The 24340-nt window shown below is 65.3% G+C and carries 26 protein-coding genes and 3 tRNA genes; 7 read left to right on the top strand and 22 right to left on the bottom strand.

What is annotated here, in order from left to right:
- Positions 1-68 precede the first annotated feature (68 nt).
- The 3 genes from WAS25_RS06685 to WAS25_RS06675 are packed head-to-tail and all read left to right on the top strand — an operon-like array spanning position 69 to position 2617.
- Positions 69-497, top strand: a complete 429-nt coding sequence (locus WAS25_RS06685; protein ID WP_422310740.1) for an acyl-CoA thioesterase — start codon at positions 69-71, stop codon at positions 495-497.
- Positions 498-515: 18 nt separating this feature from the next.
- Complete coding sequence (locus WAS25_RS06680) at positions 516-1394, top strand: radical SAM protein (RefSeq protein ID WP_422310739.1); 879 nt, start codon at positions 516-518, stop codon at positions 1392-1394.
- Positions 1394-2617, top strand: a complete 1224-nt coding sequence (locus tag WAS25_RS06675; RefSeq protein ID WP_422310738.1) for a CapA family protein — start codon at positions 1394-1396, stop codon at positions 2615-2617. The genes WAS25_RS06680 and WAS25_RS06675 overlap by 1 nt, the downstream gene beginning before the upstream one ends.
- On the opposite strand, the gene WAS25_RS06670 is transcribed toward WAS25_RS06675, so the two are convergent.
- The 6 genes from WAS25_RS06670 to WAS25_RS06645 are packed head-to-tail and all read right to left on the bottom strand — an operon-like array spanning position 2614 to position 7155.
- On the bottom strand, positions 2614-3171 hold the full coding sequence (locus tag WAS25_RS06670; RefSeq protein ID WP_422310737.1) for an HD domain-containing protein: 558 nt from the start codon (positions 3169-3171) through the stop codon (positions 2614-2616). The genes WAS25_RS06675 and WAS25_RS06670 overlap by 4 nt on opposite strands.
- Positions 3172-3181: 10 nt before the next feature.
- Positions 3182-4012, bottom strand: a complete 831-nt coding sequence (locus WAS25_RS06665; protein ID WP_422310736.1) for a tRNA pseudouridine synthase A — start codon at positions 4010-4012, stop codon at positions 3182-3184.
- A gap of 1 nt (position 4013) precedes the next feature.
- A complete protein-coding gene (locus WAS25_RS06660; RefSeq protein ID WP_422310735.1) occupies positions 4014-4412 on the bottom strand; it encodes a response regulator in 399 nt (132 codons plus the stop codon).
- Between the two features lie 31 nt (positions 4413-4443).
- Complete coding sequence (locus tag WAS25_RS06655; protein WP_422310734.1) at positions 4444-5295, bottom strand: PHP domain-containing protein; 852 nt, start codon at positions 5293-5295, stop codon at positions 4444-4446.
- 5 nt (positions 5296-5300) lie between these two features.
- Positions 5301-5609, bottom strand: coding sequence for an EscU/YscU/HrcU family type III secretion system export apparatus switch protein (locus tag WAS25_RS06650; RefSeq protein WP_422310733.1), 309 nt, complete (start codon positions 5607-5609; stop codon positions 5301-5303).
- A gap of 22 nt (positions 5610-5631) precedes the next feature.
- Positions 5632-7155 (bottom strand): cellulose synthase family protein, encoded by a 1524-nt coding sequence (locus WAS25_RS06645; RefSeq protein ID WP_422310732.1) that lies wholly within the window; start codon positions 7153-7155, stop codon positions 5632-5634.
- Between the two features lie 125 nt (positions 7156-7280).
- Here WAS25_RS06645 and WAS25_RS06640 point away from each other — a divergent pair, with 125 nt between their 5' ends.
- Positions 7281-9185 (top strand): serine/threonine-protein kinase, encoded by a 1905-nt coding sequence (locus tag WAS25_RS06640; protein ID WP_422310731.1) that lies wholly within the window; start codon positions 7281-7283, stop codon positions 9183-9185.
- Between the two features lie 87 nt (positions 9186-9272).
- On the opposite strand, the gene WAS25_RS06635 is transcribed toward WAS25_RS06640, so the two are convergent.
- From WAS25_RS06635 to WAS25_RS06570, 14 genes are all read right to left on the bottom strand, one after another.
- A tRNA-Gln gene (locus WAS25_RS06635) sits at positions 9273-9344 on the bottom strand.
- Between the two features lie 57 nt (positions 9345-9401).
- Complete coding sequence (locus tag WAS25_RS06630) at positions 9402-9761, bottom strand: septation protein SpoVG family protein (protein ID WP_422310730.1); 360 nt, start codon at positions 9759-9761, stop codon at positions 9402-9404.
- Positions 9762-9813: 52 nt separating this feature from the next.
- Positions 9814-10479 carry a polyphenol oxidase family protein gene (locus tag WAS25_RS06625; protein ID WP_422310729.1) on the bottom strand — a complete coding sequence of 222 codons (666 nt, stop codon included), beginning with the start codon at positions 10477-10479 and terminating at the stop codon, positions 9814-9816.
- Between the two features lie 7 nt (positions 10480-10486).
- Positions 10487-11326, bottom strand: coding sequence for a serine hydrolase (locus tag WAS25_RS06620; protein ID WP_422310728.1), 840 nt, complete (start codon positions 11324-11326; stop codon positions 10487-10489).
- Positions 11327-11400: 74 nt separating this feature from the next.
- The gene (locus tag WAS25_RS06615; protein ID WP_422310727.1) at positions 11401-12297 is read right to left on the bottom strand and encodes a UbiA family prenyltransferase; all 897 of its coding nucleotides are present in this window, start codon (positions 12295-12297) and stop codon (positions 11401-11403) included.
- Positions 12294-13082, bottom strand: coding sequence for a DUF116 domain-containing protein (locus WAS25_RS06610; RefSeq protein ID WP_422310726.1), 789 nt, complete (start codon positions 13080-13082; stop codon positions 12294-12296). The genes WAS25_RS06615 and WAS25_RS06610 overlap by 4 nt, the downstream gene beginning before the upstream one ends.
- The gene (locus WAS25_RS06605; protein ID WP_422310725.1) at positions 13079-14545 is read right to left on the bottom strand and encodes an MlaD family protein; all 1467 of its coding nucleotides are present in this window, start codon (positions 14543-14545) and stop codon (positions 13079-13081) included. The genes WAS25_RS06610 and WAS25_RS06605 overlap by 4 nt, the downstream gene beginning before the upstream one ends.
- A complete protein-coding gene (locus WAS25_RS06600; protein WP_422310724.1) occupies positions 14542-15333 on the bottom strand; it encodes an ABC transporter ATP-binding protein in 792 nt (263 codons plus the stop codon). Before WAS25_RS06600 ends, WAS25_RS06605 begins: the two co-directional genes overlap by 4 nt.
- Positions 15334-15337: 4 nt before the next feature.
- Positions 15338-16114: an MlaE family ABC transporter permease gene (locus WAS25_RS06595; protein ID WP_422310723.1), complete on the bottom strand. Its 777-nt coding sequence runs from the start codon at positions 16112-16114 to the stop codon at positions 15338-15340.
- 20 nt (positions 16115-16134) lie between these two features.
- Positions 16135-17532 (bottom strand): bifunctional UDP-N-acetylglucosamine diphosphorylase/glucosamine-1-phosphate N-acetyltransferase GlmU, encoded by a 1398-nt coding sequence (glmU, locus tag WAS25_RS06590; RefSeq protein WP_422310722.1) that lies wholly within the window; start codon positions 17530-17532, stop codon positions 16135-16137.
- 58 nt (positions 17533-17590) lie between these two features.
- Positions 17591-18211 (bottom strand): aminotransferase class IV, encoded by a 621-nt coding sequence (locus WAS25_RS06585; RefSeq protein WP_422310721.1) that lies wholly within the window; start codon positions 18209-18211, stop codon positions 17591-17593.
- A gap of 83 nt (positions 18212-18294) precedes the next feature.
- On the bottom strand, positions 18295-19506 hold the full coding sequence (locus tag WAS25_RS06580) for a PdxA family dehydrogenase (protein WP_422310720.1): 1212 nt from the start codon (positions 19504-19506) through the stop codon (positions 18295-18297).
- A gap of 28 nt (positions 19507-19534) precedes the next feature.
- Entirely contained in the window at positions 19535-20017 is a 483-nt protein-coding gene (locus tag WAS25_RS06575; RefSeq protein ID WP_422310719.1) for an LSm family protein, read from the bottom strand.
- 194 nt (positions 20018-20211) lie between these two features.
- Positions 20212-21897, bottom strand: a complete 1686-nt coding sequence (locus WAS25_RS06570) for a two-component system sensor histidine kinase NtrB (protein WP_422310718.1) — start codon at positions 21895-21897, stop codon at positions 20212-20214.
- Positions 21898-21933: 36 nt separating this feature from the next.
- Between WAS25_RS06570 and WAS25_RS06565 the strand changes: the two genes are divergently transcribed.
- From WAS25_RS06565 to WAS25_RS06555, 3 genes are all read left to right on the top strand, one after another.
- Positions 21934-22368, top strand: coding sequence for a Fur family transcriptional regulator (locus WAS25_RS06565; protein ID WP_422310717.1), 435 nt, complete (start codon positions 21934-21936; stop codon positions 22366-22368).
- A 36-nt stretch (positions 22369-22404) separates the two neighbouring features.
- A tRNA-Gly gene (locus WAS25_RS06560) sits at positions 22405-22479 on the top strand.
- 57 nt (positions 22480-22536) lie between these two features.
- Positions 22537-22611: transfer RNA gene (locus tag WAS25_RS06555), tRNA-Cys, on the top strand.
- A 45-nt stretch (positions 22612-22656) separates the two neighbouring features.
- Here the strand turns inward: WAS25_RS06555 and WAS25_RS06550 are convergent.
- The gene (locus WAS25_RS06550) at positions 22657-23187 is read right to left on the bottom strand and encodes a hypothetical protein (RefSeq protein WP_422310716.1); all 531 of its coding nucleotides are present in this window, start codon (positions 23185-23187) and stop codon (positions 22657-22659) included.
- 35 nt (positions 23188-23222) lie between these two features.
- The gene (gene mnmA / locus WAS25_RS06545) at positions 23223-24335 is read right to left on the bottom strand and encodes a tRNA 2-thiouridine(34) synthase MnmA (protein WP_422310767.1); all 1113 of its coding nucleotides are present in this window, start codon (positions 24333-24335) and stop codon (positions 23223-23225) included.
- Positions 24336-24340: the final 5 nt, after the last annotated feature.

The raw sequence follows: 24340 nt of genomic DNA, 5'->3' as shown, positions 1-24340 counted from the left end.
ACGAAGGGGAGCGGTAATCACCTCCTTTCTTCGTGGTCTTTGTGGTCTTCGTGGTTCATGATTTTGAAATGCTCATATCCCGCGAAATGGTCCTGAACATGGACATCGCCCTGAACGAGGCGATGTTCGGCGGGGACATGATGGCCCGCATGGACAAGGTGGCCGGCATCACGGCGTCGCTCATGTCCCGCAACCGGCGTTTCCTCACGCTGAAGGTGTCCGAGCTCCGTTTCCACAGCCCCGTGCGGGCCGGGGAGATCATCGAATTCTTCGCGGCCATCGCCCATCAGGGAACCTCGAGCATGACCCTCCGGATCAACGTGCAGGTCTATGAGCCCGTGTCCGATCGCCGGCGGGATGTTACCAGCGGAGAATTCGTAATGGTGGCGGTGGACGAAGTCCTCCGACCGGAGCCCATTCTCTGGAAGCCGGACATGGTCCAGGCCTCGGCTGGGACTCACGATGGGCCTTCTGGGTTGCGGGCGGACTGGTCCTGAATCGCGTATGCTGGTGGCATGACCGATCTCATCAAGGCCCACCTGGATCATCGGCGCGTGTGGCGGGACTTCGACTTCTGCTACCCCGTGATCTCCCGCCGGAGCAGAGGGGTCAGCCTGGGGGTCAACCTGAACCCGGACAAAGTCTGCAATTTCGATTGCGTCTATTGCGAGGTGGATCGGGTCATTCCCCCCAAGCGGAGGGATCTGGACCTGCAACTTCTGGAACAAGAGCTGGGATTGCTTCTCGACCTGACCACCAGCGGCGAGATCTACCAGATCCCGCCCTTCGACTCCGCGCGGCCGGAGCAGCGCCGCCTCAACGACATCGCCTTCAGCGGGGATGGTGAGCCCACGACTGCGCTGGAGTTTGCAGAGGTGGTGCAGCGGGTGGCCCGACTGAAGGTGCAGCGGGGTCTAGAACTTGTGAAGCTGGTGCTGATCACCGATTCCAGCCGGCTCCAAGCACCGAATGTGGTGGCGGGCCTGGAGACCCTCATGGCCCACCATGGCGAGGTGTGGGCCAAACTGGATGCGGGAACAGAGACCTATTACCAGGAGATCTGCCGGAGCCAAGTCCCCTTCCAGCGCATCCTCGACAACCTGCTGGCCACAGCCCGCCGCTGGCCCATCGTGATCCAGACCCTGTTCCTCGACTGGAAAGGGCAGGGCCCGAGCGAGGCCGAGCTCGAGGCCTACTGCGAGCGGCTGGAGCACATCCTCGCCAATGGTGGGCAGCTACAGGCTGTCCAGCTCTACACGGTGGCCCGCCCGACTCCGGAGCCGGATGCCAGGCCCCTCTGGCACCTGGAGATGGATGCCATCGCGGCGAGCCTGCGCGGCCGACTGCCGGGGCTGCCCGTCGAGGTCTACTACGGTCCGGAGGAATGGGCCTGATGCGTCAGCTCCACCTCGGTACCGCGCTCCTGGTGGGGCTCGGCCTGGTCGGTTGCCGCTCGCGGAAAGTGGAAGCACCAGCCCCGCCCCCGGCGAGCCTCACGGTGGTGGCCGTGGGCGACATCCTGATGCACCAGGACGTGAAGCGGTCCGCCGAGCTGGACCCCGAGGGGCTCCCCTCCCTCTGGAGCGACCTGATCCCTCTGTTCAAGGAGGCGGATCTGGCCTTCGGCAACCTGGAAACGCCTATCGCCCCGCGAACTGGCAGGCCGGGGGTGCCCTTCCAGTTCAATGCACCCGAGGCGCTGCCCGCGGCGCTGCGGGCCAGCGGCTTCACGATCCTGTCCACGGCGAACAACCATGCCTTCGACCAGGGAGCCACGGGTGTGCGAGAGACCCTGGAGCGGCTCAGGGCTGAGCGGCTGGTGGCCGTCGGGAGCGGCGAGGACCGGGCCCGGGCAGAACATCTTCAGGTCCTGGAACGCCATGGCATCAAAGTGGCGTTTCTCGGCTTCACGGACCTCTTCAACCTCGACCTGAACCGTCGCGCCTCGGAGCCCTGGGTGCGTCCCCTCGACCTCGAACCCGCCCTGCAGGCAGTCCGGGAAGCCAAGGGGCAGGCCGACCTGGTGGTGGTGAGCCTCCACTGGGGCAATGAATACCAGCACGCACCCACCCGACGCCAGAAGGACATCGCCCGGGCCCTGGTGGCTGCGGGCTGCGATCTCCTCCTGGGGCACCATCCCCATGTGCTCCAGCCGCTGGAGCTGCTGGAATCAGGTGGCCGGAAGGCCCTGGTGGCCTATTCGCTGGGGAACTTCATCAGCAACCAGGACCGCATGTACCGGGCGGACCTCTTTCCCGTGGCCGGGGGGGACAATCGCGATGGGGCGGCGCTGAAGGTCCGCTTTGAACGCCGGCCTGAGCTGGATGGCCGGGACCGAGTGGTGGTGGCCGAATGCTCGGTCGAACCGCTCTGGACCGAGAACAACTGGGGTGCCCCCGCCCCCCGCAGGGAGATCCGAGTGATCCGGGTGGCGGCCGCAGAGGCACGGGTCCGCGCCGACCTGGAAAAGCTTTCCGATGCGATCGAAGGCCCCAGACTCCAGCCGGACGAGGCCCAGCGCCGAAGGGCCATCCTGGACAAGCAGGAGTACCTCCGCACCCTGATCCTGCGCCGGAAGCGGGTCGCCGAGGTCGTGGGTGAGGCCTTCGTACCCTAGGCCAGGCCCAGCTCTGCCCCGTGTTCGTGCAGCACCCCGATGATGCGGGCCAGGTGCTCATCTTCGGTACCGCCCACGGCCCCGATCAGCATCCGCAGGCCTTCAGCCACTTCATGGCGGTCCACGCCGGCGGCGAAGGCCTTGTCCTTGAGCTTCTTCTTCACGCTCCTGGGTTCCAGGCCCTCGGTGCGGGTGGGACGCACCAGGGCACAGGCCATGATGAAGCCGGTGATCTCGTCCGAGGCCAACAGGGCCTTGTCCAGCAGGCTCTCGTAGGGGACGTTCCACCGGGTGTAGTGGGCGCTGATCGCGTGGGCCAGGTCCTCGTCGCCCCGTTCCCGTAGCCAGGCGACAATGCGGATGGGATGCTCGGCCGGCCACGAGTCGTAGTCCGCATCATGCAGCAGCCCCGCCAGGCCGAACCGTTCCACGTCCTGGCCCAGGCCCGTGGCAAGGTCCCGCATCACCAGCTCCACGGCCCGGGCGTGGGTGCGCAGCTTTTCGGAGGGCGTCCAGTCGCAGAGCAGCTGCCAGGCTTCGTCGCGGGTGAGCATGTGGGCGACCTCAGGGGATGAAGAGGGTGGGCCTCGGCGGTCCGGGCTCAGGGTCTCCGGAGTAGCGCACGGCTTCCAGGAACAGGCCCGAGGAAGGCGCGGCCTTCGCGCCCCAGTAGAGGTTGGCGGCTTCGGTGGGATTCCGGAGGTCCTCCAGCACCCGTCGGGGTTCCTCCTCGCCCAGGGCACAGGCCACGGAGGCGCCGACCATGCGGCGCACCTGGCGGCGATAGAAGTGCGTGGCACGGACCCGGAGCAGGACGAGTGAACCGGATTCAGCGACTTCGCAGCGGAGCATGCGGGCCCGGCCATCCTCTTCTGCATCCAGGTCGGCGAAGGCGGCCACATCCTGGTCGCCCTCGAAGGCGGACCAGGCATGCCTGAGCCGGTCGAGATCCAGGTTGCGTTTCACCCACCAGATCCAGGGTTTGCCAAAGGCGCTGCGCCTGGGGCTGATCTGGTAGAGATACGTGCGATCCACGGCGTCATGGCGGGCGTGGAAGCGGGGGGGGCAGGTGCGCACATCGCGGACGGCGATGTCCTGGGGCAATGCACCGTCCATGAGGCGCCTCAATTCCCCGGGGCGAGGGGCTCCCTTGGCCTCCAGATGGAGGTGGGCGACCTGACCGAGCGCATGGACGCCGGCATCCGTCCGGCCCGCCCCACCGAGATACACCAGGTGGAGGCCGGCCTCGTGGAGGGCGTGCTCGAGGCTGCCCGCCACGGTGCGCACGCCTTCCCGCGATTGCTTGGGACCCTGCCGCTGCCAGCCCTGGAAGCGGCTGCCATCGTATTCAAGCAGCAGCCGGAAGGCGGCGATGGGCGGCGCTTTTAGGACCATATCAGGGCTCGATGACGGCTCTGACGGCCGCGATCAAGGTGGCGGGGTCATGGATCGGCTTGGCGATGTAGCCTTCGGCCCCGGTGAGCTCGAGATACTTCTCGCGGTCACCGAACATGGCGTGGGCCGTGGCCAACAGGACCGGAATGTCACGCGTGGCTGGGTCCTTCTTCAAAAGCTGGGTGATGAAGATGCCGTCCACCTTGTGGCCCTCGTAGCTGGAGCGGGAAAGGCTCACATCCATGATGATGGCCGCCAGGTCAGCCTCCTGGGCCAGGCGGAGGATCTCATCCACTTCTTCCGATACCAGCACCTCGTATCCGCCCTTCTTGGCGAGCACGGTCTGGATGAATTTCACATTGATGGGGTCGTCCTCCACCAGGAGGATCCGTTTGGACATGAACGCCTCGGCCTTCCCAGCCTATCGGCAGTCAGTGGTAACGGCCAATTCTTTGTTGGGTTTCCAGTCGATCGAGGAGGTCATCGGGGACCTGGAGGCCCCCTCGGCCGCGACCCAGGCGCAGGCCGGGCTTGTTGGCCCCGTGGTAGTCGCTGCCGCCGGTGACCACCATGCCGAGCCGGGCGGCCAGGGTCACGAAATACTTCTGCTCGGAGGCGCGATACTCGCCGTAATACGCTTCCAGACCTTCGAGTCCCTGCCGTTGCAGGTCCGCCATGGCATCGTCCCAGCGGAAGCCACCGCCGATGAAGCGGCCGGGGTGCGCGACCACGGGCACGCCGCCGGCCTCGCGGATCCAGCGGGCAGCCTCTGTGGGGCTCAGTTCATCCCGGGGCACGAAACCGGGGCAGTCATCACCGATGAGGCGCTCGAAGGCTTCCGGAGCACGCCTGACAAAGCCCCGGGCAGCCAGGGCCATGGCGAAATGGACCCGGGAGAGCAGGGGCGTATCCGCCTGGGCCTGGACATCTTGCTGTGTGATGGGACACCCCAGTTCCGCTAGGCGCAGGAGCATGCGCTGGTTCCGGTCCTCCCGGCGCCCGCGCAGATCCTCAAGCCTGGACTGGAACACGGCATCATCCGGATCCACCAGCAGCCCGAGAACGTGCAGCGATTGCCCCAGGAAGCGGCAGCTTAGCTCGGTACCCACCAGGAGCCGCACCTTTACCTGGGGCTGCATGGCGAGAAACTGGGGGATTCCCCCGAGGGTGTCGTGGTCCGTGAGGCAGAGGGCCGACAGGTGGGCGGCCTCGCCGAGCAGGGCGAGCCTCTCGGGCGTATCCGTGCCGTCGGAATGCAGGGTGTGGCAGTGCAGATCGATCATTCGGGTCAGGGCGCCGGAGGGGCAAGGGACTTGTTGGCCCGGTAGAGGGCGGCAAGGAGGATGGCCACGGCCTGGAACAGGTCAGGTGGGATGAGTCGGTCCAGGTCCAGAGGTTCCAGGGCGGCCAGCAGGTCCGGATCCTTGGTGATCGACACGCCGTGCTGCTTGGCCAGTTCAAGGATGCGCTCGGCCAGGAGCCCCTGCCCCTTGGCAATGAGCCTGGGCGCCGCATCCTGGAACGGAGCCTCCGGCCGATACCGCAGCGCGGCAGCGCGGGGCCGGGAGGAACCAGGACGGGACGCAGGACGAGCCATGGTCCCGTATCGGACGATTCGGCTACTGAACGAAGTTCGAGGCGCTCTGTGCGTCGTCGGCGGGCTCATCCATGGCCAGGCGGCGGAACAGCTTCACGTCGGCCAGGGACAGGATGCTCATGTAGGAGAAGCCGCTGAAGAACAGCCAGAGGAAGGGCACGGAGGCCCACTTGCGGATGTAGATGGCCACCAGCACCGCACCGAAGTAATAGATGGCGAAGCCCAACTCCAGGAAGGTCATGAGGCTCTTGGGCACCTTGTAGGCCCGCTTGGTGACGGAGTTGCCGTTGGCGTCCACACCATACTTGGGGGTGCGCTTGAACTCCTTGTCGTCGGTGAAGAAGCCTTCCAGCACGGCTTTGGCCTGGTTCAAGGCAAGGCCGATGCCCAGACCCATGAGGCCGGGGATGTATTTCAGGCGTTTGGTCCAGCCGGTGTTATCCGTCAGTTCCTTCTGGGAGAGACCGAAGTAGAGGCCCACGCTGACGGCATTCAGCAGGAAGAAGGGGCCGTCGGTCAGTAGCAGGATGTGCACGGGCGTGCCGGCCCGGAAGACCATGGCGGGCACCATGATGACGGAGAGCACCACCATCAGCATGTAGTTGCAGTTGGCCGTGAGGTGGAACCAGCACTCCAGCTTGGTGTGCAGGCTCTCATTGGACTTCCAGATGGTCACCATGAGCTTGCGGATGACCTGGGCGTTGCCCTTGGCCCAGCGGTGCTGCTGGCTCTTGAAGGCATTTACCTCCACGGGCAACTCGGCAGGGACGACGAGATCCTTGAGGTAGACGCCCTTCCAGCCCTTGAGCTGGGCCCGGTAGGACAGGTCGGCATCCTCGGTGATGGTGTCGTGCTCCCAGCCCCCGGCATCGGCGATGGCGGCCACACGCCACATGCCGGCGGTACCGCTGAAATTGAAGAAGGCCTTGGAGCGGTTACGGGCGGTGTGTTCGAAGACGAAGTGCCCGTCGAGCAGGATGGCCTGCACTTGGGTCAGCAGAGAGAACTCGCGGTTGAGGTGCGCCCAGCATCCCTGGACGAAGGCGACCTTGCCATCGGCGAAGTGGGGTACGGCCTTGCGAAGGAAGTCCACGGTGGGCAGGAAGTCGGCGTCGAACATGGCCACCAGCTCGCCCTTGGCGACCTTGAGGCCTTCGGACAGTGCGCCGGCCTTGAAGCCCGTGCGATCGGTCCGATGCAGGTAGTGGATGTCAAAGCCCAACGCCTTGTAGCGGTCCACCACGGCACTGGCGACCTTCACGGTGTCGTCCGTGGAATCGTCCAGAACCTGGATCTCAAGCTTCTCCTTGGGCCAGTCCATCTTCACGACGTAGTCCATGAGCCGCTCGATGACGTTCATCTCGTTGAACACGGCCAGCTGCACCGTGACCATCGGGAGGTAGCTCGCATCGCCCACGGGCTGGGGCACATCCTTCTTGTGACGGTAGTAGAGCAGCAGCATCCAGAGGCGGTGCGCCCCATAGATGCTCAAGATGGTGAGCAGCGTGAAGTAGGTGACAAGTACGACAGATTTGACAACTTCCATCACGGAACAGACCCTCCACAGCCCAGGTCAAGGGCTTGCTTTATTGTGTCACAAGTTCTTGGAAAATCCATGAAAAACATAACAATCTACCGCTTCATCTCCGATGGGTTCGGTAGGATGCTGACATGGGCGACCTCGACAACTCCAACTTCCCCAGAATGATCGGCCGCTACCAGGTTCTTCGTCTGCTTGGCTCGGGGGCCATGGGGAGCGTTGTCCTGGCCGAGGATCCACGGATCAAGCGCAAGGTGGCCATCAAACTCATGAAGCTGGATGCGGTTCGGACCGAGGCCGACCAGCACGAATACCTGGCCAGGTTCCAGCGCGAGGCTGAAATTTCCGGCCTCCTGAACCATCCGGGCATCGTGGCCATCTACGACGTCGGCGAGGTCGAGGGCCACGGGCCCTTCCTGGCCATGGAGTACGTGGCGGGCCGGCCCCTGGACGGGATCATGAAGTCCGGGCCACCTCCGACCATGAAGGACAAATTCAGGATCATCGTCGGGTTGGCCGAGGCCCTGGACCACGCGCACGCCAAGGCCATCGTCCACCGGGATGTGAAACCCGGGAACGTGATGGTCAGCGAGGACGGCCGGCCCAAGCTCATGGACTTCGGGATCGCCAAGCGGGAGGATGCCAGCCTCACGCAGACGGGGACCTTCCTCGGCACCCCGAGCTATGCCAGCCCCGAGCAGATCAAGGAGGGCACGGTCGACAACCGTTCCGACATCTTCAGCTTCGGAGTGCTGGTCTTCGAGTTGATGAGTGGGCAGTCGCCGTTTCCCGGATCCTCCATCAACACCATCCTCTACCGCATCGTCAACGAGCCGCCCGTCGAGGTCCAACCCCCGGTGGTGGGCATGCTGCAGGAAGGCTGGCGGCGGGTTTTCGATCGAGTGCTGGCCAAGCGGCCCGAGGATCGGTACCCCACCTGCACAGCCTTTGTCCGGGAGCTGCTTGATGTGGTGGTAGAACTGGGCAAGGAGGACCGGCGGGAGGTCCTGAGCCTGATGCGGATGAGCGGCGAAGCCCCTCTGCCGGAGATCGTCTCCACCTCCTTCGACGAGACCATGGTTGTGGCCCGGTCCAAATCGAGGTCGCAGGGATGGCCATGGATCGGTGCCCTGACGCTGGTGGCCGTCCTCGGGCTGGGCTGGTTCCTCTTCCGGGGGCCCAAGGGCACGCGCCTTCAGATCGACTCCCAGCCCGCCGGGGCGAAGGTCTTTGTGAACGATCTGGCCGTGGGCACCACGCCCATGAACCAGGCACTGGAAGCCGGCGACAAACTGCGGCTCGAGCTCAAAGGACACCGACCCGTTACTTACGAAATCAAGCCCGGGGAAGCCCCACGGACCTTCCCCCTCCCGCCCGTCATCAGCGAGGAGCTCATCGACTCGATGCCCAAGGGGGCGACGGTGGTCATGGATGAGAAGCCACTGGAGGGAGTGACGCCGCTCACCGTCCGCTGGAACCAGGGGCAATCCCACCGCCTGACCCTGACCAAGGAGAAGTTGGGGCATGCCTCGGACTTTGGACTGGGCGAGGTGCCCGGGGGCCGGGTCTTTGAACTCAAGGAGGCCACCACGGCCGAAACCCGGCAGGAGCCGGCCCTGAATCCCCATGAACCAGGGGCTCTCAAGCTTTCAGGGGGCTTCAGCGTGCGCGTCAAGGCCGATGGCAAGGACCTGGGCGAGCTCAGCCCGGGTGGCAGGCTGCCGCTGCCCCCCGGGACGCATCAACTGGAGTTGCTCAGCGCCCGTCACTTCTATAAGGACACCCGGGCCGTCACCGTGGGGGCCGGCCAGACGTCGACCCTCACGGTGCCCGGACTGGCCTCCCTCACCGTCAACACCTTCCCCGGGTCCGGAAAGGTCTTCGTGGATGGTATGGACACAGGGACCGAAAGCGATGGCAGCAGCCCCATCCGGGTTGCCCTGGGTCGCCACACGATCACTGTCCGTGGACCCAAGGGCAGCAAGACCGAGACCGTGGACGTAACGGATGACAAGCTGTTGAGCTTCCAGCTCTGAGGCCTTGCCCTACCTGGGCGCCATCCCTGACTTCGAATCCTTCAAGCCTCCCCAACGCAAACGGCCGCCTGACGGCGGCCCTTTGCGTTGGGGAGGAAGGATTCGAACCCTCGGTACGCAGGATCAAAACCTGCTGCCTTACCACTTGGCTACTCCCCAGGCGGAAAGGCAAGCATAGCGCGGGTCCACGTCCTGCCCAAGCCCCGGGATCCGGCCTCAGGGATTGGCCTTCGGCGTGAAGCCGAACTCCTCGACGCCCAGCAGGTCGGGGCGCACCTGGGCGGCCTCGCCCCGCTCGATGCGGCTCAGGGCGCGATGCCCGGTGGCCGCCTCATAGGCGAGCAGGACCTTCTCCTCGATCACTTCGCGCAGCGTGTTGTTCAAGGGATAGGCGATGTCCTTGAAGCTGCCGTCGCGCTTGCGGCGGCTGGGCATGGCCACGAAGTAGCCGTCCTCCCCCTCCACCACCCGGAGGTCCCCCACCAGGAAACAGTCCTCGATCACCAGGGCGGCGAAGGCCTTCAGCTTGTCGTCGCCTTCCACCTTGGTGATCCGGATGTCGGTGATGTTGAGCATGGCCGTCCTCGTGCGTTGATCCTCGGTCTTCAGGAGCGAGGCAGCATCCAGATTAGCCGATCTCGATCCAGCCCCACTGGCGGCCGGTGGCATCGCCCCGGCGGTAGGAGTAAAGCAGATCCGGCCGGCACATGGTGCAGAGGCCGACGCTGCCGTCCTTCGCGGGATCCATGCCCAGGTCCAGGGCCTGCGCCTTCAGGAAGCCGCGCAGGTCCAGGTGGGCCTTACCGCTGGGTCCCGTGGACCGCAGGCCTTCCCGCCAGGCGGGGTCCTGGCGCGCGGCCTCGATGACCTCGGAGCCCACCTCGAAATGGCAGAGCTGGATGGCGGGTCCGCAGGCCCAGGCCAGGTCCCGGGGATTGCCGCCCACGGCTAGAAACCTAGCCACGCCCCGGCGCAGGATTCCGCCCCCGGGCTCAGGATCCCCGTGGCCAGTGGCCCCACGCCATCCGGCATGCAGGGCCGCGACCCAGGGGGTGCCGTCGATCAACGGCCCGGCCAGCAGCACTGGCACACAGTCCGCCACCCTCACGCCGATGCGGACGCCTGGCCGGCTTGTCCAGAGGCCGTCTGCCTCGACCACGGCGTCGTGGGCCTCCACCACGCCACAGCGGTGCACCTGGCGCAGGCGCGGTTCCGGCAGGGATTCCGGTGCATCCAGGCGCGTGGAGAAACCCCAGCGGAGCGGGAAGGGGGGTGGGACATCAGGAGTCAGCACTGCCGGATCAGCCCTTCGACCCCGAGCGGGTTTCCAGCCACTGCTTGATGCGATTGGCGTCCCCCAAGCGGGTGTACTTGCCCCAGGAATCCAGGAGAATGACCAGCACGGGCCGGTTGCCCAGCATCGCCTGCATTACGAGGCAGCGGCCGGCTTCCTCGATGTAGCCGGTCTTGGACAGCCCGATGGTCCACCTGGGGTTGCGCACGAGGGCGTTGGTGTTCGGGAACTGGATGGTGCGCCGCCCCGCCTGGATCGAGGTTTCGGGCCGGGTGCTGAAGTCCCGGATCTCGGGATAGCGGTAGGCAGCCTGGATGATTCGGGCCAAATCCCAGGCGGTGGCCACATTGCCGCTGGAAAGGCCGGAAGGATCCTCGAAGTGGGCCCCACTGAGACCAAGCTCCCGGGCTTTGGCATTCATGGCCAGGACAAAGCTGGCCAGGCCGCCCGGATAGGTGCGCCCAAGGGCATGGGCCGCGCGGTTCTCCGAGGCCACCAGGGCCAACAGGAGCGCCTGTTCCCGGGGGAGGCGGGTGCCCACGGGCAACCGCGAGCGGCTATGGCGGAGGGAGTCCTTGTCATCGCTCGTGATGGTGAGCAGTTCGGCCGGATCGAGGTGCGCGTCGAGCAGCACCATGGCCGTCATCAGCTTGGTCAGGGAGGCGATGGGCACCACGGCCGCGGCCTGCTTCTCCACCAGTGCTTGGCCCGTGTTCTGGTCGAGGACCAGGGCCGAGGCAGATTTCAGGGAAAGCCGCGTGGACGCCTGTGGCGAGGCCGCGCCCAGCGCCACACCCAGCGCCGCCAGTGCGCCTACCGTCCATCCCTTACCCCAGCTCAGCACCATGCCGACTCCAGAAGATTTCGACTGTCATCACTTCTTCCCAGTCTATCGGATCTGGAGGTCCAATACTCAAGGGATCATGGCCACAACAGGGCCAGCAGGGTCAGATCGGTGATGGCCCAGGCGCCCAGGCCCCAATACATTCCTGTTTCATGCTGCTGGTCGGTCCAGGTGCGCCAGCCGCGCAGCCAGGGCAGTAGGACGGCCAGCCAGGCCAGAAGCGAGGGAACGAGGAACCGTGGCTCGCGCCCCAGGGCCAGGACACCAGCCAGGAAGAACCCATGGGCGACCAGGGCGGCGAGAAGCGCCAGGCCCAGGCTGCGGCCCACGCCCACTTGGATCACCAGGGTCCGGTCGCCCCGGCGACTGTCCTCGGCGACCTGGTAGATCTGGGTCATGGGATAGAGGGTGGCGAACAGGAAGGCGAAGCCGACGGATGCCAGCAGGATGGGGCGGCTGAAGGTCCGCCCGGTGAGGGCCCAGCCGGCCAGGGGGGTCAGCATGCCGAACCCGATGCAGTTGATGAGCAGATCCCAGCCGGCCCTGGCCTTCAGACGAGGCGGGGGCACCGAATACAGCACACTCATCACGACGCAGGCCAGATTGATGAGGGCGAAGGGCAGGGGGAGCAGGAAGCCGAGGAGTGCCGAAAGGCCCAGGAGTATCGAAGAGAAGGTCGCCAGATGCCTCGGCGGCTTTGGCGGCGCCTTCAGGTAGCCTATGTCCCCCTCATCCTGGTCGAAGGCGCTGTTGATGGCCAGCGTTCCGCCGTTCATGAGCGCCACGAAGATGAACCAGCCCAGGAGGGTGGGCCGGGCACTCAGAGCCCAGCCCGTGGCCTGGAGGGTGCCCAGCAGGAAGTGGGCGGACATGATCGGCCACTCCAGGGGGCGGAGGTGCAGCAAGTAGGGCATAGCCCTTGGGCCGATGATCGTTTCGAAGAAGCGCCGGACGGGGAAGCGGCTCTCCGTCATGCGATGCCCTCATGGCGCAACGCCTGGATCTCCCCGGGGGGACGGCGGGGTTCCACCAGCGTCTCCATGGCCGAAAAGAGATGGGGCACGCTGAAGTCCGTGTCGACGCACATGCCGTGGGGCAGGACGAGTGGAATCACGTAGCAGGGGATCTCAGGCATTTTCGTGAGCCCCTTCAGCAGGCGGTCGGTGCAGCTCACGGCCACCACCAGGTCGGGGCGGTATTCTCGGGCTTCACGGTAGGCCTTGTGGCTGCGGTTGGTGATGCGCCCCTCCCACCTGTTCAGCAGGGCCGCGTTCATGTAGTCACCCACGGGGCACAGGCCACAGTCGTAGCAGGCTTGCAGATCATCGAGGATGCCCGCCTTGCAGCGGGACATCTGGATGCAGTGCGGCAGGAGGATCAGGGCGCGTTTGGCCCGCCGACCCGCAAAGGCTGCGCGGACGCGCTGGTTGTTGTAGCCGCAGAAGGCGAGAATCCAGGCGTCCTCCAGGCCCATTCGCCGGGCCACGGGCAAGAGGGCATTGGCCCACCGGCTGTCCTGGCGCATGATCGCGGCCCGGTTCCGCAGGAAGGCCGGACCGCTGAGGAAACTGGGCCAGGCGGCGGCCAGGGCGCCGACGCCCGCCAGCATCCACCAGCCCCGGCCTGTGGCGTGCAGGGTCGCGGCCACGAATGAGATCCCGGCGAAGGCGAGCGGGACTCCCCGGCGGACCAGGAGGAAGGCCAAGCCCCGCTCATCCGGCAGGGGACCGGTGAGGGCGGGGAGACGGGGGGCCTTCACTTGGCGACTCCGGCGAGGCCCACCATCTTCTTCAAGTCATCGTCCTTCCAGCGCAGGCCACCTCCGAAGAAGATGGTGCGCAGGTCCTTGTTGCCGATGTCCTGGACGCCAGCCTGGATGTAGGCACCCTTCCAGAACTGGTAACTGCTGGTGAAGCGGTACCGGGGGTTCGGCTTGTCGTCACGCTTGGTGAAGTCATAGGCCAGGAAGCCGAGCCGAAGCCGGTCCTCATCCAGCAGGCGGAGTTCCAGGCCACCGCCCCCCTTGTTCTCCACGATGCCTGCCGAGAAGATCGCAGGGCCGAGGCGCTTGGCGAACTGGGCAGAGGCCGTGAAGGCCTGGTCCGTGGTCACAGTCTTGGTCCGCTCCAGGACACTCACGGGCTGGCCTGTCACGGGATCAAGGGTGGTGACGATGCGCGAGCTCTCGGCGAGCTTGCCATCAGGTGTGGAGGCGAAGCCCAGTGAATACCAGTAATCAGGTCGGGGGGCGATCTCGAGTCCCAGTCCAACGCGGCTGTCCTTGCGCTTCTCCCACTGGGCTGCGTTCATGTCGAGGCGGAAGTCCATCTTGTTGAAGCCGCCGAGCATGTTGTTCACGTTGTCCACGGCCTCGTTGATCTTCTTGACCGTCGACTCATCGTTCAGCAGCTTCCCGATGGTGCCTTCGCCCTTGTTGATGCGGTCGGTGAGGGTTTTGAGGTTGTCGGCCGAGCCCTGGAAGCTCTGGGCCAGCTTGCGCACATCGCCCACAACGCCCTTCAGCTCAGGACGGTTCTCCTCGAGGATGGCATTGAGGTTCTTGCCCACGGCCTCGAACTGTTGGGCCAGCTTGGGCAGCTTGTCCCGCAGGTCCAGGGAGAGGGCTTCAACGTTGGCAAGGGTGTGGTTGATGGCCCCGTGGTTCTCTTGGGCCATGGACCGGAACTCGGCGGTCAAGACCCGGATGTTGTCCACGATCTCGTCGAGTTTCTGTCGGCCCTGCTCGCCGCCGATGGACTGATTGAGGGCCTGGGTAACACCCTTCACGTTGGTGCCGATCTCGGACAGGGTCTCCATGAGGTTATCAAGGCTCACCCCGGCCTTGCTGGGGATCGGGCTGCCTTCCGGGAAGGGACCCTTGGCGCTGTGGCCAGGGTCCAGGTCGATGAACTTCTCGCCAAGGATGCCGATGGACCCCAGCGAGACCACTGCGTCGGCATAGACGGGGACCTCGTTGGAGAGGCCCACCACCACGCGAGCCTTGCCGTTCTCGAGGGCGATGGTCCGGACGTCGCCGACCTTGACGCCGGCGATGCGCACGGCGCTCTGCAGGTTCAGGCCCGCGACCTGTTGGAAGTAAGTGAACCGCTCGGTCTGGTTGCGCTTGCCGCCGAATTCCAGCTTTTCTGTCCGGAAGATGAGCACTGCCATCAGGACGATGCCGCCGGTGAAGAAGAGGCCGACCTTGGTTTCGAGCTTCATGAATGGGCCTCCTGAATCTTGCGCTTGGGGGGGGGAGGGTCCTGAAGGAAGGGACCATCGGCATCCCCCCGGAGGAACTGCTGGATGACGGGGTGCGGATTGACCTTGAAGTCTGCAGGGGCTTGGCAGGCGATGCACTCGCCCCGGAAGATCAGGGCGATGCGGTCGGCGATCTCGAAGGCGGACTTGAGGTCATGGGTGATGGTGATGCTGGTGATGCCGAGCTCGTGCTTGAGGTCGAGGATGATGCGCCCGATGACGTCGGTCATCACAGGGTCGAGGCCCGTGGTGGGTTCGTCGAAGAGCAGGATCTTGGGCTTGAGGGCGATGGCCCGGGCAAAGCCTACGCGCCGTTTCATGCCGCCCGAGAGCTCCGCCGGCTTCAGTTTCTCCGTCTCCTTCATGCCGACCATGGACAGGCACTCTTCCACCCGGGCGCGGATCTCTGTTTCGGACATCTTGTGGTGGCGGCGGAGGCCGAAGGCCACGTTCTCGAAGACCGTCATGGAATCGAACAGGGCCGCCATCTGGAAGCACATGCCGATGCTCTGGCGGACGGAGAAGAGGTCGTCCCGCGAGAGCTGCGCGATGATCTTGCCTTCGACGGCCACATGGCCCGAGTCGGGCGTGAGCAGGCCCATGATGTTGCGGAGCAGGACCGTCTTGCCCGTGCCGGAACCGCCCAGCACCACGAGGCTTTCCCCCTCCTCCACCTGCAGGTTCACATTGGACAACACGACTTTTGGCCCGAAGGCCTTGGAAAGGTTGACGACGTCGATCACGGCCATGTCGTCAGACCAACAAAAGCTTAGTCAAAAAGAAGTCGGAGACGAGGATCCACAGCGAGCTGGTCACCACGCTGCTGGTGGGAGCGTTCCCCACGCCCTCGGCGCCGCCGTGGGTTCGGTAGCCCTTCCAGCAACCGACCAGAGCGATGATCATGCCGAAGACGAAGGCCTTGTACAGGGCGATGCGGAGGTCCCGGAAGGCCAGGAGCTTGTAGAACTCGTTGCCGTAGACGTAGGCGCTCTGGCCCTCAACGCCCACCAGGATCAGGTAGCCACCCCAGTACCCGATGTAGATCGAGACGACCGTTAGGATCGGGACCATCACCATGGAGGCCAGCAGCCGTGGCACGAACAGGTAGTGGATCGGGTCCGTGGCCAGGCACTCTAGGGCATCGATCTGCTCGGTCACCTGCATGGTGCCCAGCTCAGCGGCCATGGCGGAGCCGACGCGGCCAGAGAGCATCAGGCCGGTGATCACCGGCGCCAACTCGCGCATGATGGCCAGGCCCTCGACTTGGGAGGCCAGTCCCTCCGCCTGGAACTGCTTGAAGCCATAGGCGAGCTGCACCGCGAACACCATGCTCACGGCCAGGCTGGTGAGGGCCACCACGGGAATCGAGTTGACCCCCACGGACTGGAACTGGTTCAGCAGGTTTTTGCCATCGAAGGGGCGCTTGAAGATGGCGGCAAAGGTCCGGCCTGCCAGGACTGCGAAATCACCGAACGTATCCGTGGCCTTGAGCACGCCTGCGCCGGCCTTGTCGAATAAAGTCAGGATCATGGGGCTCCGAACCTAAAGGACTAGCTTAACCCAGTCCCCTTCCTCTGCCGGGTCCTGAGCCTAGGGGCACCGCCTTCGCGGTTCACCTGGGGCGCTCGGCTCAGGGCCAAGGCGTCGGCGGGTACATCCTTGGTGATGGTGCTGCCGGCCCCGATGAGGACCCCGTCCCCAATGACCAGGGGGGCCACCAGCTGGGTATCGGACCCGATGAAGACGTTCCGCCCGATCAGCGTGCGGTGCTTGTTCACGCCATCGTAGTTGCAGGTGATGACCCCCGCGCCGATGTTGGTGCCCTCGCCCACTTCGGTGTCTCCGAGGTAGGCTAGGTGATTGGCCTTGGCGCCGCGTTGGAGCTTCGCCTTCTTGGTTTCCACAAAATTCCCGATGTGGACCTTTTCAGCCAGTTCTGTGCCTTCCCGAAGCCTGGCGAAAGGACCGACCTTGGAGCCTTCGCCCACAAGGGCCCGCTCGATGACACAGTAGGGGCGGACTTCGACCCCGGGACCCAGGGTCGAATCCGTGATCACCGTACCTTGGCCGATCTGCGTGCCTTCACCCACGACGACGGCCCCTTCCAGCCGCACACCTGGTTCTAGGATTACATCTTGGTGCAGGTGGACCCGGGGACCCACCAGGATGGAGCCGGGATGCAGGAAGGTCACGCCCTCGGCCATCCAGTGTCGTTCGATGCGGCGCTGCGCAGCGGCCTGGAGCGCCGCTTGATCGTGCCGCGAGTTCATGCCCGCCAGTTCCTCGGGCTCGCAGACTTCCACGGCCACCGGGATCTCCCGGGCCACCCCCACGACGGCGTCCGTCAGGTAGTACTCTCGCTGGGCATTGTCGTTGGTCAGTCCTAGGAGCGCCAGACGGAGGGCGGGCCAGGGCAGGGAATAAGCGCCCCCGTTGACCCGCTGCACCGCCAGTTGTTCGGGGGTGGCGTCCTTGGCCTCCACCAATCCGGCGAGCCGCCCATCCGGATGCTGGAGCACGCGGCCGTAGGCCCCGGGAGTTTGCAGGTCCATGGCCAACAGCAGGGCCTCCGAGGCGCAGAGGCGCTGAACCGTGCCTGGGGTCGTGAGGGGGACATCGCCACAGAGAATGACCACCTGGCCAGCCCCGAGCCGGTCAAGTTCAGGGATGCAGGCCTGCAGTGCATGACCGGTTCCGAGGGGCACGCCCTGGTCCACGGTGGAGATGGGGCAGGGCAGGAGCCCCGCGGTCTGCCAGGCCCCGATGGCCCTTTCGACCTGCTCCTTGCCGTGATGGACCACCACGACCGCACCGCCGAGGTCGCTGGGAAGGGCACGGAGGACCCAGAGCAGGGAGGGATCGCCGAGGATGGGATGCAGCACTTTGGGAAGCCGCGATTTCATGCGGGTTCCGAGGCCCGCCGCCAGGATCACTGCCACCGTGGACATGCCACCTCCCGCATCCAGCCTACAACAGCCGGGTGCCCGGTCTATGGTGGGGAGGGGATCAAGCCAGACTGGCCAGCCAGAAGCCACGCAGGGCGTTCATGCACCAGAGACGGCCCCCCATGACCGAGGGGACGGATATGTCGGCGACTTCGATGCGGAGCCCCCTTGCCCTGGCCCAACCTGGGAGGTCAAGCCGCTCTGCCAGGCTCGCCACCCGGCCCTGGGGCGGAGGGACCAGAAGGGTGTCCCCCTGTTCCAGAGCCACGGAGGCGATGGCGGTTTCCGCCAGTGTCCCGTCGTCCCAGAGGAGCAGGGCGTCCTCGGCGCCCGACTCTCGGGCTGCAACCAGCACGGCCTGGCCCCAGGGACCCGCCAGGCCTTTGTGCACGATGGCGACGTCCTGGCGCCGCTCCCGCAGCGGGTGGGGAAGAACCTTCAGACGGTAGGAATGGGGAACGGCCGGTAGGGGCTCCAGACGGGCCGAGAGCCGGGCGACCTCCGGCTCGAGCACCAGCCGCAGGGCAGCGTCCGACCGTGGTGTTTCCTCCCTCACCCAGGTCTCGATTTCCGCTTGAGACCCGAGCAGCCAGGGGAGGCCCCAGCCCAGGGCCGAGGCCCCGGCCTGAAGGCGACCCAGGTGAGCTAGCAGGTGGCGAGGCACCCCGCCATGGATGGTCAAGGCCGTCCGCGGCAGCGCGGCCAGCAATTGGTCAGCCCGATCGAGAGGGACCGCTCGGCCCGGGCCGAAATGACACTCGGTGCTCATGCGCCGGGTGAAGGCAGGGGCAGGCCTGACTGACCGGCCAGGCGGATCGCGAGGGCCGCTGCGGCTAGAAAATTTCGGGAATCTGCGACCCACTTTCCGGCCTTATCGAAGGCCGTTCCGTGGTCGGGGCTGGTGCGGATGAAAGGGAGGCCCAAGGTCAGGTTTACAGCCCTGGTCGGCTCGAGGAGCTTGATCGGGATCAAGCCCTGATCATGGTAGAGGGCCACGACGAGGTCGAATTCGCCTTGAGAGGCACGCTGGAAGACACTGTCGGAGGGCAGGGGCCCAAAAAACAGTGGCGTGGGGCGGGACTGCTCCGCGCCCGCTGTGGAGAAAACTTCCACTCCGCGCTGGCCCCCTGAAAGGCGCTGCCTGTGGCCGTCTGGTCGGGTTACTGGGGCATCGCTTGCGGCACTTGCGGGGAAGCTCAGGAAGGCGGCCCCAGCCTGCATGATGGCCTCTTCGAGCAATCGTTCCTCCTCGCCAAAGGCCCCCTGCTCTCCGCCATGGGGATTCAGGGCGCAGAGTGCCACCCGCAGATCGGTCTTCCCGGTGAGGTGGCTGAACCGGTCGGCCGCGAAGATGAGCGTCTCGGCCACCCCATCAGCCGTGATGGATTCCACGACGGAACGCAGGCTCTGGTGGACCGTGTGGAGGACCACGTTCAGCTGGGGGCTCACGAAGGCCATCCGGGTGATGGCGGATCCCGACAGATCCCGAAGGAATTCGGTGTGTCCGGGGAGGTCATAGCCGGCCAGGTGAGCGGCGGACTTGGCCATGGGGAGGGTCACCAGGGCGTCTGCGGCACCGGCCATGGTCATCAGGGCGGCGGCTCGGACAGCCTCCACCGTGGCCCGACCGGAGGCTGCAGACCCCTCGCCCAGGTGCAACTGGTTAGCCTTGATCTCGGGGGTGGGATCCAGCCACAGGGCTTCGGCCAGCACCCTTGGCGAAGCGTCCCCGAGGGACAGCACCTGAAGGGTCTGAGCCTTGGCCTGGGCGATCGCGACCACCTTCGCCTGGGTCTCCACCCACCGCCAGGCCACCCGGGCGCCCGGCAGTCCTTCCAGCAGATCCACCCCTGCCTTGCTGCCCACAACCGTGACCTCCGCCCAGTCCAGGAGGCTGGGGAGACTGCTGAGGAGCAGCTCGGGCCCGATGCCACAGGGGTCACCTAGGCTGACAACGATGTGGGGACGGCGGCTCATGGTGCTCCGTGCGCGGCATGGCCGGGGCTCAGTCGTAGATCGGAATCTCGACCTCGGCCGCCACGGGGTCGTCCTTCTTCGCGGTGCGGCTGCGTCGGATCCTTGGTTCCTCTTCCTGCTTGTAGATGTACTTGATGTTGTGCTTGGGCACGAGGACGTTCGGCTCCTTGACCCGATTGATCTTCAGGCAGTGCTTGTCGTACCACTCGATGACGCCGCGCACCTTCTCATCGTCCTGGAGTACGATCACCATCGGCGTCTTGGACTGCATCTGCTTGAGGTAGTAGAAGCTCTCGGCATTCGTCTGCTCAGGCGGCGCGATCTTGCGCCGGGGACTCCCCAGTCCCTGGGGCGCCGTGGCCGCCGCGGGGTTCACTGCGGGGTTGGGCTCCCCCCCCGCGGTCACGGCAGGCGGAGCGGGGGTCATGACTTCAACGCCGCCGCCTTTCACGGGGATGCCTAGCCTGTCCTTCAGTTCACTGAGGTTCGGTCGGATGAGTTTCCGGTTCATGGAGAATCCTGGTCCAGCGGGCAGAGCGGGTTGTCAAAGGCATCGACCATGAGTCGAACCCCACCCAGATCCGTGGAGCCAGACCCAAAGGGGGCGGACTGAACGCGCTGAGAGGGGATGTACCACTGTGGCAGGTGCCAAGTGGACCGTGCAAGGGTGTATGCCAGGTTGGATGCTTGAAGGCTGGGAAAAGTTTACGCCTGATCAGGGGCCGACGCCATGGACTCTTCCTCCTGGTGCAGCGGCAGGAGTATCCGGATTTGAGTGCCCAGACCCAGGGTGCTCTCGACCTCGATCCGCCAATCCATCGCTTCGATGAACTTGTAGACCAGGCTCATGCCGAGGCCCGAACCTTCTTCAAAGCTCCCGGCGAAGGGCACAAAAAGTCGGTCCAACTGCTCGCTGGCCATGCCGCAACCGTTGTCCGAGATGGTGAGGCAGAGGCTTGTCTCCGATACATGACAGGACAGCCGTACCGTGGGATCGGGGCGATCTTTCACGGCCTTGCGGGCATTGCTCAGGAGGTTCATCAGGGATCGGTGCAGGCCGGTGGGATCCGAGCGCAGACTCACCGTCGGGACAGGATCCGTGACCAGGGGCAGGCCAGCGGTCCGGGGGTCCATCTCCCAGCTCGATTGGACCTCCTGGATGACCCTCGGCAGGAACAATGCCATTCCGGTTGGAGGTTCGGGACGGGCGAAGTCCAGGAAGTCGGACACGATGTCCCCCACGCGCTGGGTCTCCCGTTCCAGGATGCCCATGACGCGGCTGCGGACGTCTTCGGGCGCCCCCTCATTCTGAAGGAGCTGCACGCAACCACTGATGGAGGCCAGGGGGTTCCGGAGCTCGTGGGCAAGTCCGGCGGCGAGCTGGCCGATGGCCGCGAGCCGCTCGCTGATCCGCGTGCGTTCCTCCAGCGCCTTGAGATCGGTGAGGTCCTGGAACAGCAGCAACTGGCCGGACTCCCGGCCGGAGGCCCCGCGCAGAGAGGCCAGGTGACCACCGAGAATGCGCCTGCCCCGGCCCTCCACGTTAAATACCACCTCGAAGCGATGTTCGCGGCCCTGGCGCAAGGCCAGCGGGTCGCCGAGTTGGAGTAGCTCCTGAATCGCGACCCCCGCCTCGATGGCGCCCCCCAGGATGTCCCTGGCGGCAGGGTTGGCAGACGTGACTCGTCCCTTCAGGTCCAGAGTGATCAACCCTGAGTTCAGGGACTCGACGACCCTCTGGTGCAGGGCGGAGATCTCGTCGACGGCCGCCTCGCTGACACTGAGGTCAGTCCGAAGCCGGTCAAGGTTTCGTCGAATCAGGACAACCAGAAGCGTCGCTGCGAAGACCTGCAACGAAGCTCCACCCAGCAGAAACGAGAGCCGACCGGGATCGGGGTCGAGCACGCTGCTGGACATCCCGAAGGGCGGGATCACGCCAAAGGTGAACCCAAGTACCAGGATGATGTGCGAGAGCGAAGAACCGACGCCCACCCAGACGATCTCCACCGTGCCCAGGTAGAAGGCCGAGGCCAGCACGGGGAAGATGTAGAGGGTCGCGAAGCGGTCCTGCACGACCCCCTGGAAGGCGATGACGAGCGTCACCAGTGCCAAATCGAGGACCAGGTTCCAGCGTATCCAGGGCAGACGGGGTGTGGGAAACAGCCGGTCCATGGCCGTGAGCCCGCGCCCGGACTCCCAGAGTGCCTCCAGGAACATCAGCAGGAGGGCGGCCAAGTAGGCCTGCTCGCCGGGCCCCGAGGCCCGGATCTCCACAGGCAGGGCGAGGTGCAGCACCAGCAGGCCGAAGCTGGCGAAGAGGCGGAAGGAGAGAGGGAGGAAGGGGGCGCTGGCATCCGATACGCCCAGCCGTCCCCAGGTACGCTGGAGCATGTGAACCATGGTGCCCGAATCTGCCATCCTAGGGCCATGGCCGACCCCGCCGCCTCACCGACCCCCTCCCTCCGTGCTGCCGGCATGCGGCAGACGCCCCAGCGGGAGGGCATCCTCCAGGTTTTACGGGATTCAGACCGGCCGCTCACGGTCGAGGAGATCTGGGAGCGCATGCCCGAGCGGCGGTCGGGGCTTCCCACGGTCTATCGCAACCTTGAACGCTTCGTTCAGGAGGGCTGGGCGGAAAGCATCCTCGGTGCCGACCAGGTGATGCGGTTCGTCCGCTGTGAATCTCGGCACCACCACCACCACCTCCAGTGCGAGCGGTGTGGCCGCACCGTGGAGGTGGATGCCTGCGGCCTCGACGAGTCGCTGCGGCACCTGGAAGCGCTGTCCGGATTCAGGATCACGCGCCATCAACTCCAGTTGTTCGGGCTCTGCGCGACCTGTCGATCCGAAAAAGACCGTTGACCGGACCACGCGCCATTGCTAGGCTTGATGTCTCACGCGGGTGTAACTCAGTGGTAGAGTGCAACCTTGCCAAGGTTGAAGTCGTGGGTTCAAATCCCATCACCCGCTCCACTGCCCGGGCCGCATCAGCGGCCCGTATTGGTTCAATGTCAAACTGCATCAGCGCAAGGCGCCGTCGCCAAGTGGTAAGGCCCGGGACTGCAAATCCCGTATACATCGGTTCGAATCCGATCGGCGCCTCCAGCAAAGCCCCCGCAAGGGGGCTTCCTTTTGGCGAGCCTGCCATGACTATGTGCGTGAGTCAGCCAAGCCCAGGATGACCCCAAGGGCCAGGGACCAGAGGGCCGCCAGGCCGATCTGGAACTCGGCCGGCAGGCTAAAGGTGAGCGTGTGCGCCGGAATCCAGAACCAGACGAGGGTCCGGATGGCCGGTAGCATGCCATCAAACCCCTTGCGACGCAGGATGAAGTTGTCCTCCAGCCGGTGGAAGAGCATCATCTGCGGCCCGAAGAAGAGGTTGGTCAGGGTTGACAGAGAGAGGGCCCACCCAAAGCCGGATGCCAGGAAGGCCGGGAGGATCTGGTGATCGATGAGGGCACGGGTGAAGCCCTTCATCCCCACGAAGCCGGCTTTGATGACCAGCCCGAGCAAGGCCCAGGCGACCACCTTCAGGAGCGCTTGGATGGGGGTGCATGGGAGCGTCGGACGGCGGGCCTTCAGGGAGGCGGCTCCGAACTCGCCCAGGGTGCCGAGCAGGCCGAACTGGATGGCGGCGGAGAGATAAGGGTGGGCGAGAACCCAGAGTCTGTAGCTGTTCATCCAGGAAGGCTAACCAGGGCTGGGGAGGGCAGGGGTCACAGGGTTGTGGAGCCTGTGCGGCCATCGATCCAGCCTCCACCCAGCACTTCGCCCTCGCGGTAGAAGACCACGGCCTGGCCCGGAGCGATGGCGCGCTGGGCCTCGGCAAAGGCGACCTTCACCCGGCCGTCGGGGAGGGGGATGACCATGGCCTCAGCCTCGGGAGCACGGCTGCGGATCCGGGCTTCGCAGACGAGCGGACCCTGGGGGATGCCATCGACCCAACTCAAGTCCCGGGCCACGAGGTCCCGCGCCATCAGGTCTGATTCGACCCCGACCCAGACGGTATTGCTGCCCGGTTCAGTCCTGATCACATAGAGGGGTTCCGAAAAGGCCACGCCTAGGCCGCGCCTTTGGCCCACGGTGTGCCGCCAGTACCCCTGGTGGCGTCCTAGGACGCGACCGTCTAGGTGGCGAATCTCTCCTTCGCCGACGCGGGGGTCCAGGCCCTCAGCCTCGATGAAGGCGTCATAGCGGTCCTGGGTGACGAAGCAAATCTCCTGGCTTTCGGGCTTATCGGCGAGGTGGAGTCCCAACTCCGCACCCAGGCGCCGGACCTCAGGTTTGGTGAGATGGGCCAGGGGGAACAGGGTGCGCGCCAAGGTCGCCTGGCTGTGGTGGAAGAGGAAGTAGCTCTGATCCTTGGCAGGATCTGAGGCCTTCCGAAGGTGCCAGCGACCCCGCTCATGGGTGATCGTCGAGTAGTGGCCTGTGGCCACGAAGGGTGCCTCCATCGATTCAGCCCGTTCCATGAGGGTGGAGAACTTGAGGTGTTGATTGCAACGAATGCATGGACTTGGGGTTTCGCCGTCCAAATACCCCTGGATGAAGCCCTCAATCACGGTCCTCCTGAATCGATCTTCAAAGTCCATGACGTAGTGTGGGAAACCCAGTTGTTGGGCCACTCGACGCGCATCGTGGAAGTCATCTAGAGTGCAACATTTCCCATCGGAATTTTGACTACTCTTCTTGTCGAAGAGTTGCATGGAGATGCCGACCACCTGATAACCAGCCCTGTGCAGGAGTGCGGCCATGACGGAGCTGTCCACTCCTCCAGACATCGCCGCCAGCACCCGGTCCCCGGTGCGGAGGGTAGGGTGCTGGCCCAGGGGAG

This window comes from Geothrix sp., from assembly GCF_049292215.1.
GTDB lineage: Bacteria > Acidobacteriota > Holophagae > Holophagales > Holophagaceae > Geothrix.
This window is presented reverse-complemented; position numbering and strand designations above follow the sequence as displayed.

Bases quoted from the DNA above. Each gene is read 5' to 3' on its own strand.
- WAS25_RS06685 (WP_422310740.1), top strand. From the start codon at position 69: ATGCTCATATCCCGCGAAATGGTCCTGAACATGGACATCGCCCTGAAC.
- WAS25_RS06680 (WP_422310739.1), top strand. From the start codon at position 516: ATGACCGATCTCATCAAGGCCCACCTGGATCATCGGCGCGTGTGGCGG.
- WAS25_RS06675 (WP_422310738.1), top strand. From the start codon at position 1,394: ATGCGTCAGCTCCACCTCGGTACCGCGCTCCTGGTGGGGCTCGGCCTG.
- WAS25_RS06670 (WP_422310737.1), bottom strand. From the start codon at position 3,171: ATGCTCACCCGCGACGAAGCCTGGCAGCTGCTCTGCGACTGGACGCCC.
- WAS25_RS06665 (WP_422310736.1), bottom strand. From the start codon at position 4,012: ATGGTCCTAAAAGCGCCGCCCATCGCCGCCTTCCGGCTGCTGCTTGAA.
- WAS25_RS06660 (WP_422310735.1), bottom strand. From the start codon at position 4,412: ATGTCCAAACGGATCCTCCTGGTGGAGGACGACCCCATCAATGTGAAA.
- WAS25_RS06655 (WP_422310734.1), bottom strand. From the start codon at position 5,295: ATGATCGATCTGCACTGCCACACCCTGCATTCCGACGGCACGGATACG.
- WAS25_RS06650 (WP_422310733.1), bottom strand. From the start codon at position 5,609: ATGGCTCGTCCTGCGTCCCGTCCTGGTTCCTCCCGGCCCCGCGCTGCC.
- WAS25_RS06645 (WP_422310732.1), bottom strand. From the start codon at position 7,155: ATGGAAGTTGTCAAATCTGTCGTACTTGTCACCTACTTCACGCTGCTC.
- WAS25_RS06640 (WP_422310731.1), top strand. From the start codon at position 7,281: ATGGGCGACCTCGACAACTCCAACTTCCCCAGAATGATCGGCCGCTAC.
- WAS25_RS06630 (WP_422310730.1), bottom strand. From the start codon at position 9,761: ATGCTCAACATCACCGACATCCGGATCACCAAGGTGGAAGGCGACGAC.
- WAS25_RS06620 (WP_422310728.1), bottom strand. From the start codon at position 11,326: ATGGTGCTGAGCTGGGGTAAGGGATGGACGGTAGGCGCACTGGCGGCG.
- WAS25_RS06615 (WP_422310727.1), bottom strand. From the start codon at position 12,297: ATGACGGAGAGCCGCTTCCCCGTCCGGCGCTTCTTCGAAACGATCATC.
- WAS25_RS06605 (WP_422310725.1), bottom strand. From the start codon at position 14,545: ATGAAGCTCGAAACCAAGGTCGGCCTCTTCTTCACCGGCGGCATCGTC.
- WAS25_RS06600 (WP_422310724.1), bottom strand. From the start codon at position 15,333: ATGGCCGTGATCGACGTCGTCAACCTTTCCAAGGCCTTCGGGCCAAAA.
- WAS25_RS06595 (WP_422310723.1), bottom strand. From the start codon at position 16,114: ATGATCCTGACTTTATTCGACAAGGCCGGCGCAGGCGTGCTCAAGGCC.
- glmU (WP_422310722.1), bottom strand. From the start codon at position 17,532: ATGTCCACGGTGGCAGTGATCCTGGCGGCGGGCCTCGGAACCCGCATG.
- WAS25_RS06580 (WP_422310720.1), bottom strand. From the start codon at position 19,506: ATGAGCCGCCGTCCCCACATCGTTGTCAGCCTAGGTGACCCCTGTGGC.
- WAS25_RS06575 (WP_422310719.1), bottom strand. From the start codon at position 20,017: ATGAACCGGAAACTCATCCGACCGAACCTCAGTGAACTGAAGGACAGG.
- WAS25_RS06570 (WP_422310718.1), bottom strand. From the start codon at position 21,897: ATGCTCCAGCGTACCTGGGGACGGCTGGGCGTATCGGATGCCAGCGCC.
- WAS25_RS06565 (WP_422310717.1), top strand. From the start codon at position 21,934: ATGGCCGACCCCGCCGCCTCACCGACCCCCTCCCTCCGTGCTGCCGGC.
- WAS25_RS06550 (WP_422310716.1), bottom strand. From the start codon at position 23,187: ATGAACAGCTACAGACTCTGGGTTCTCGCCCACCCTTATCTCTCCGCC.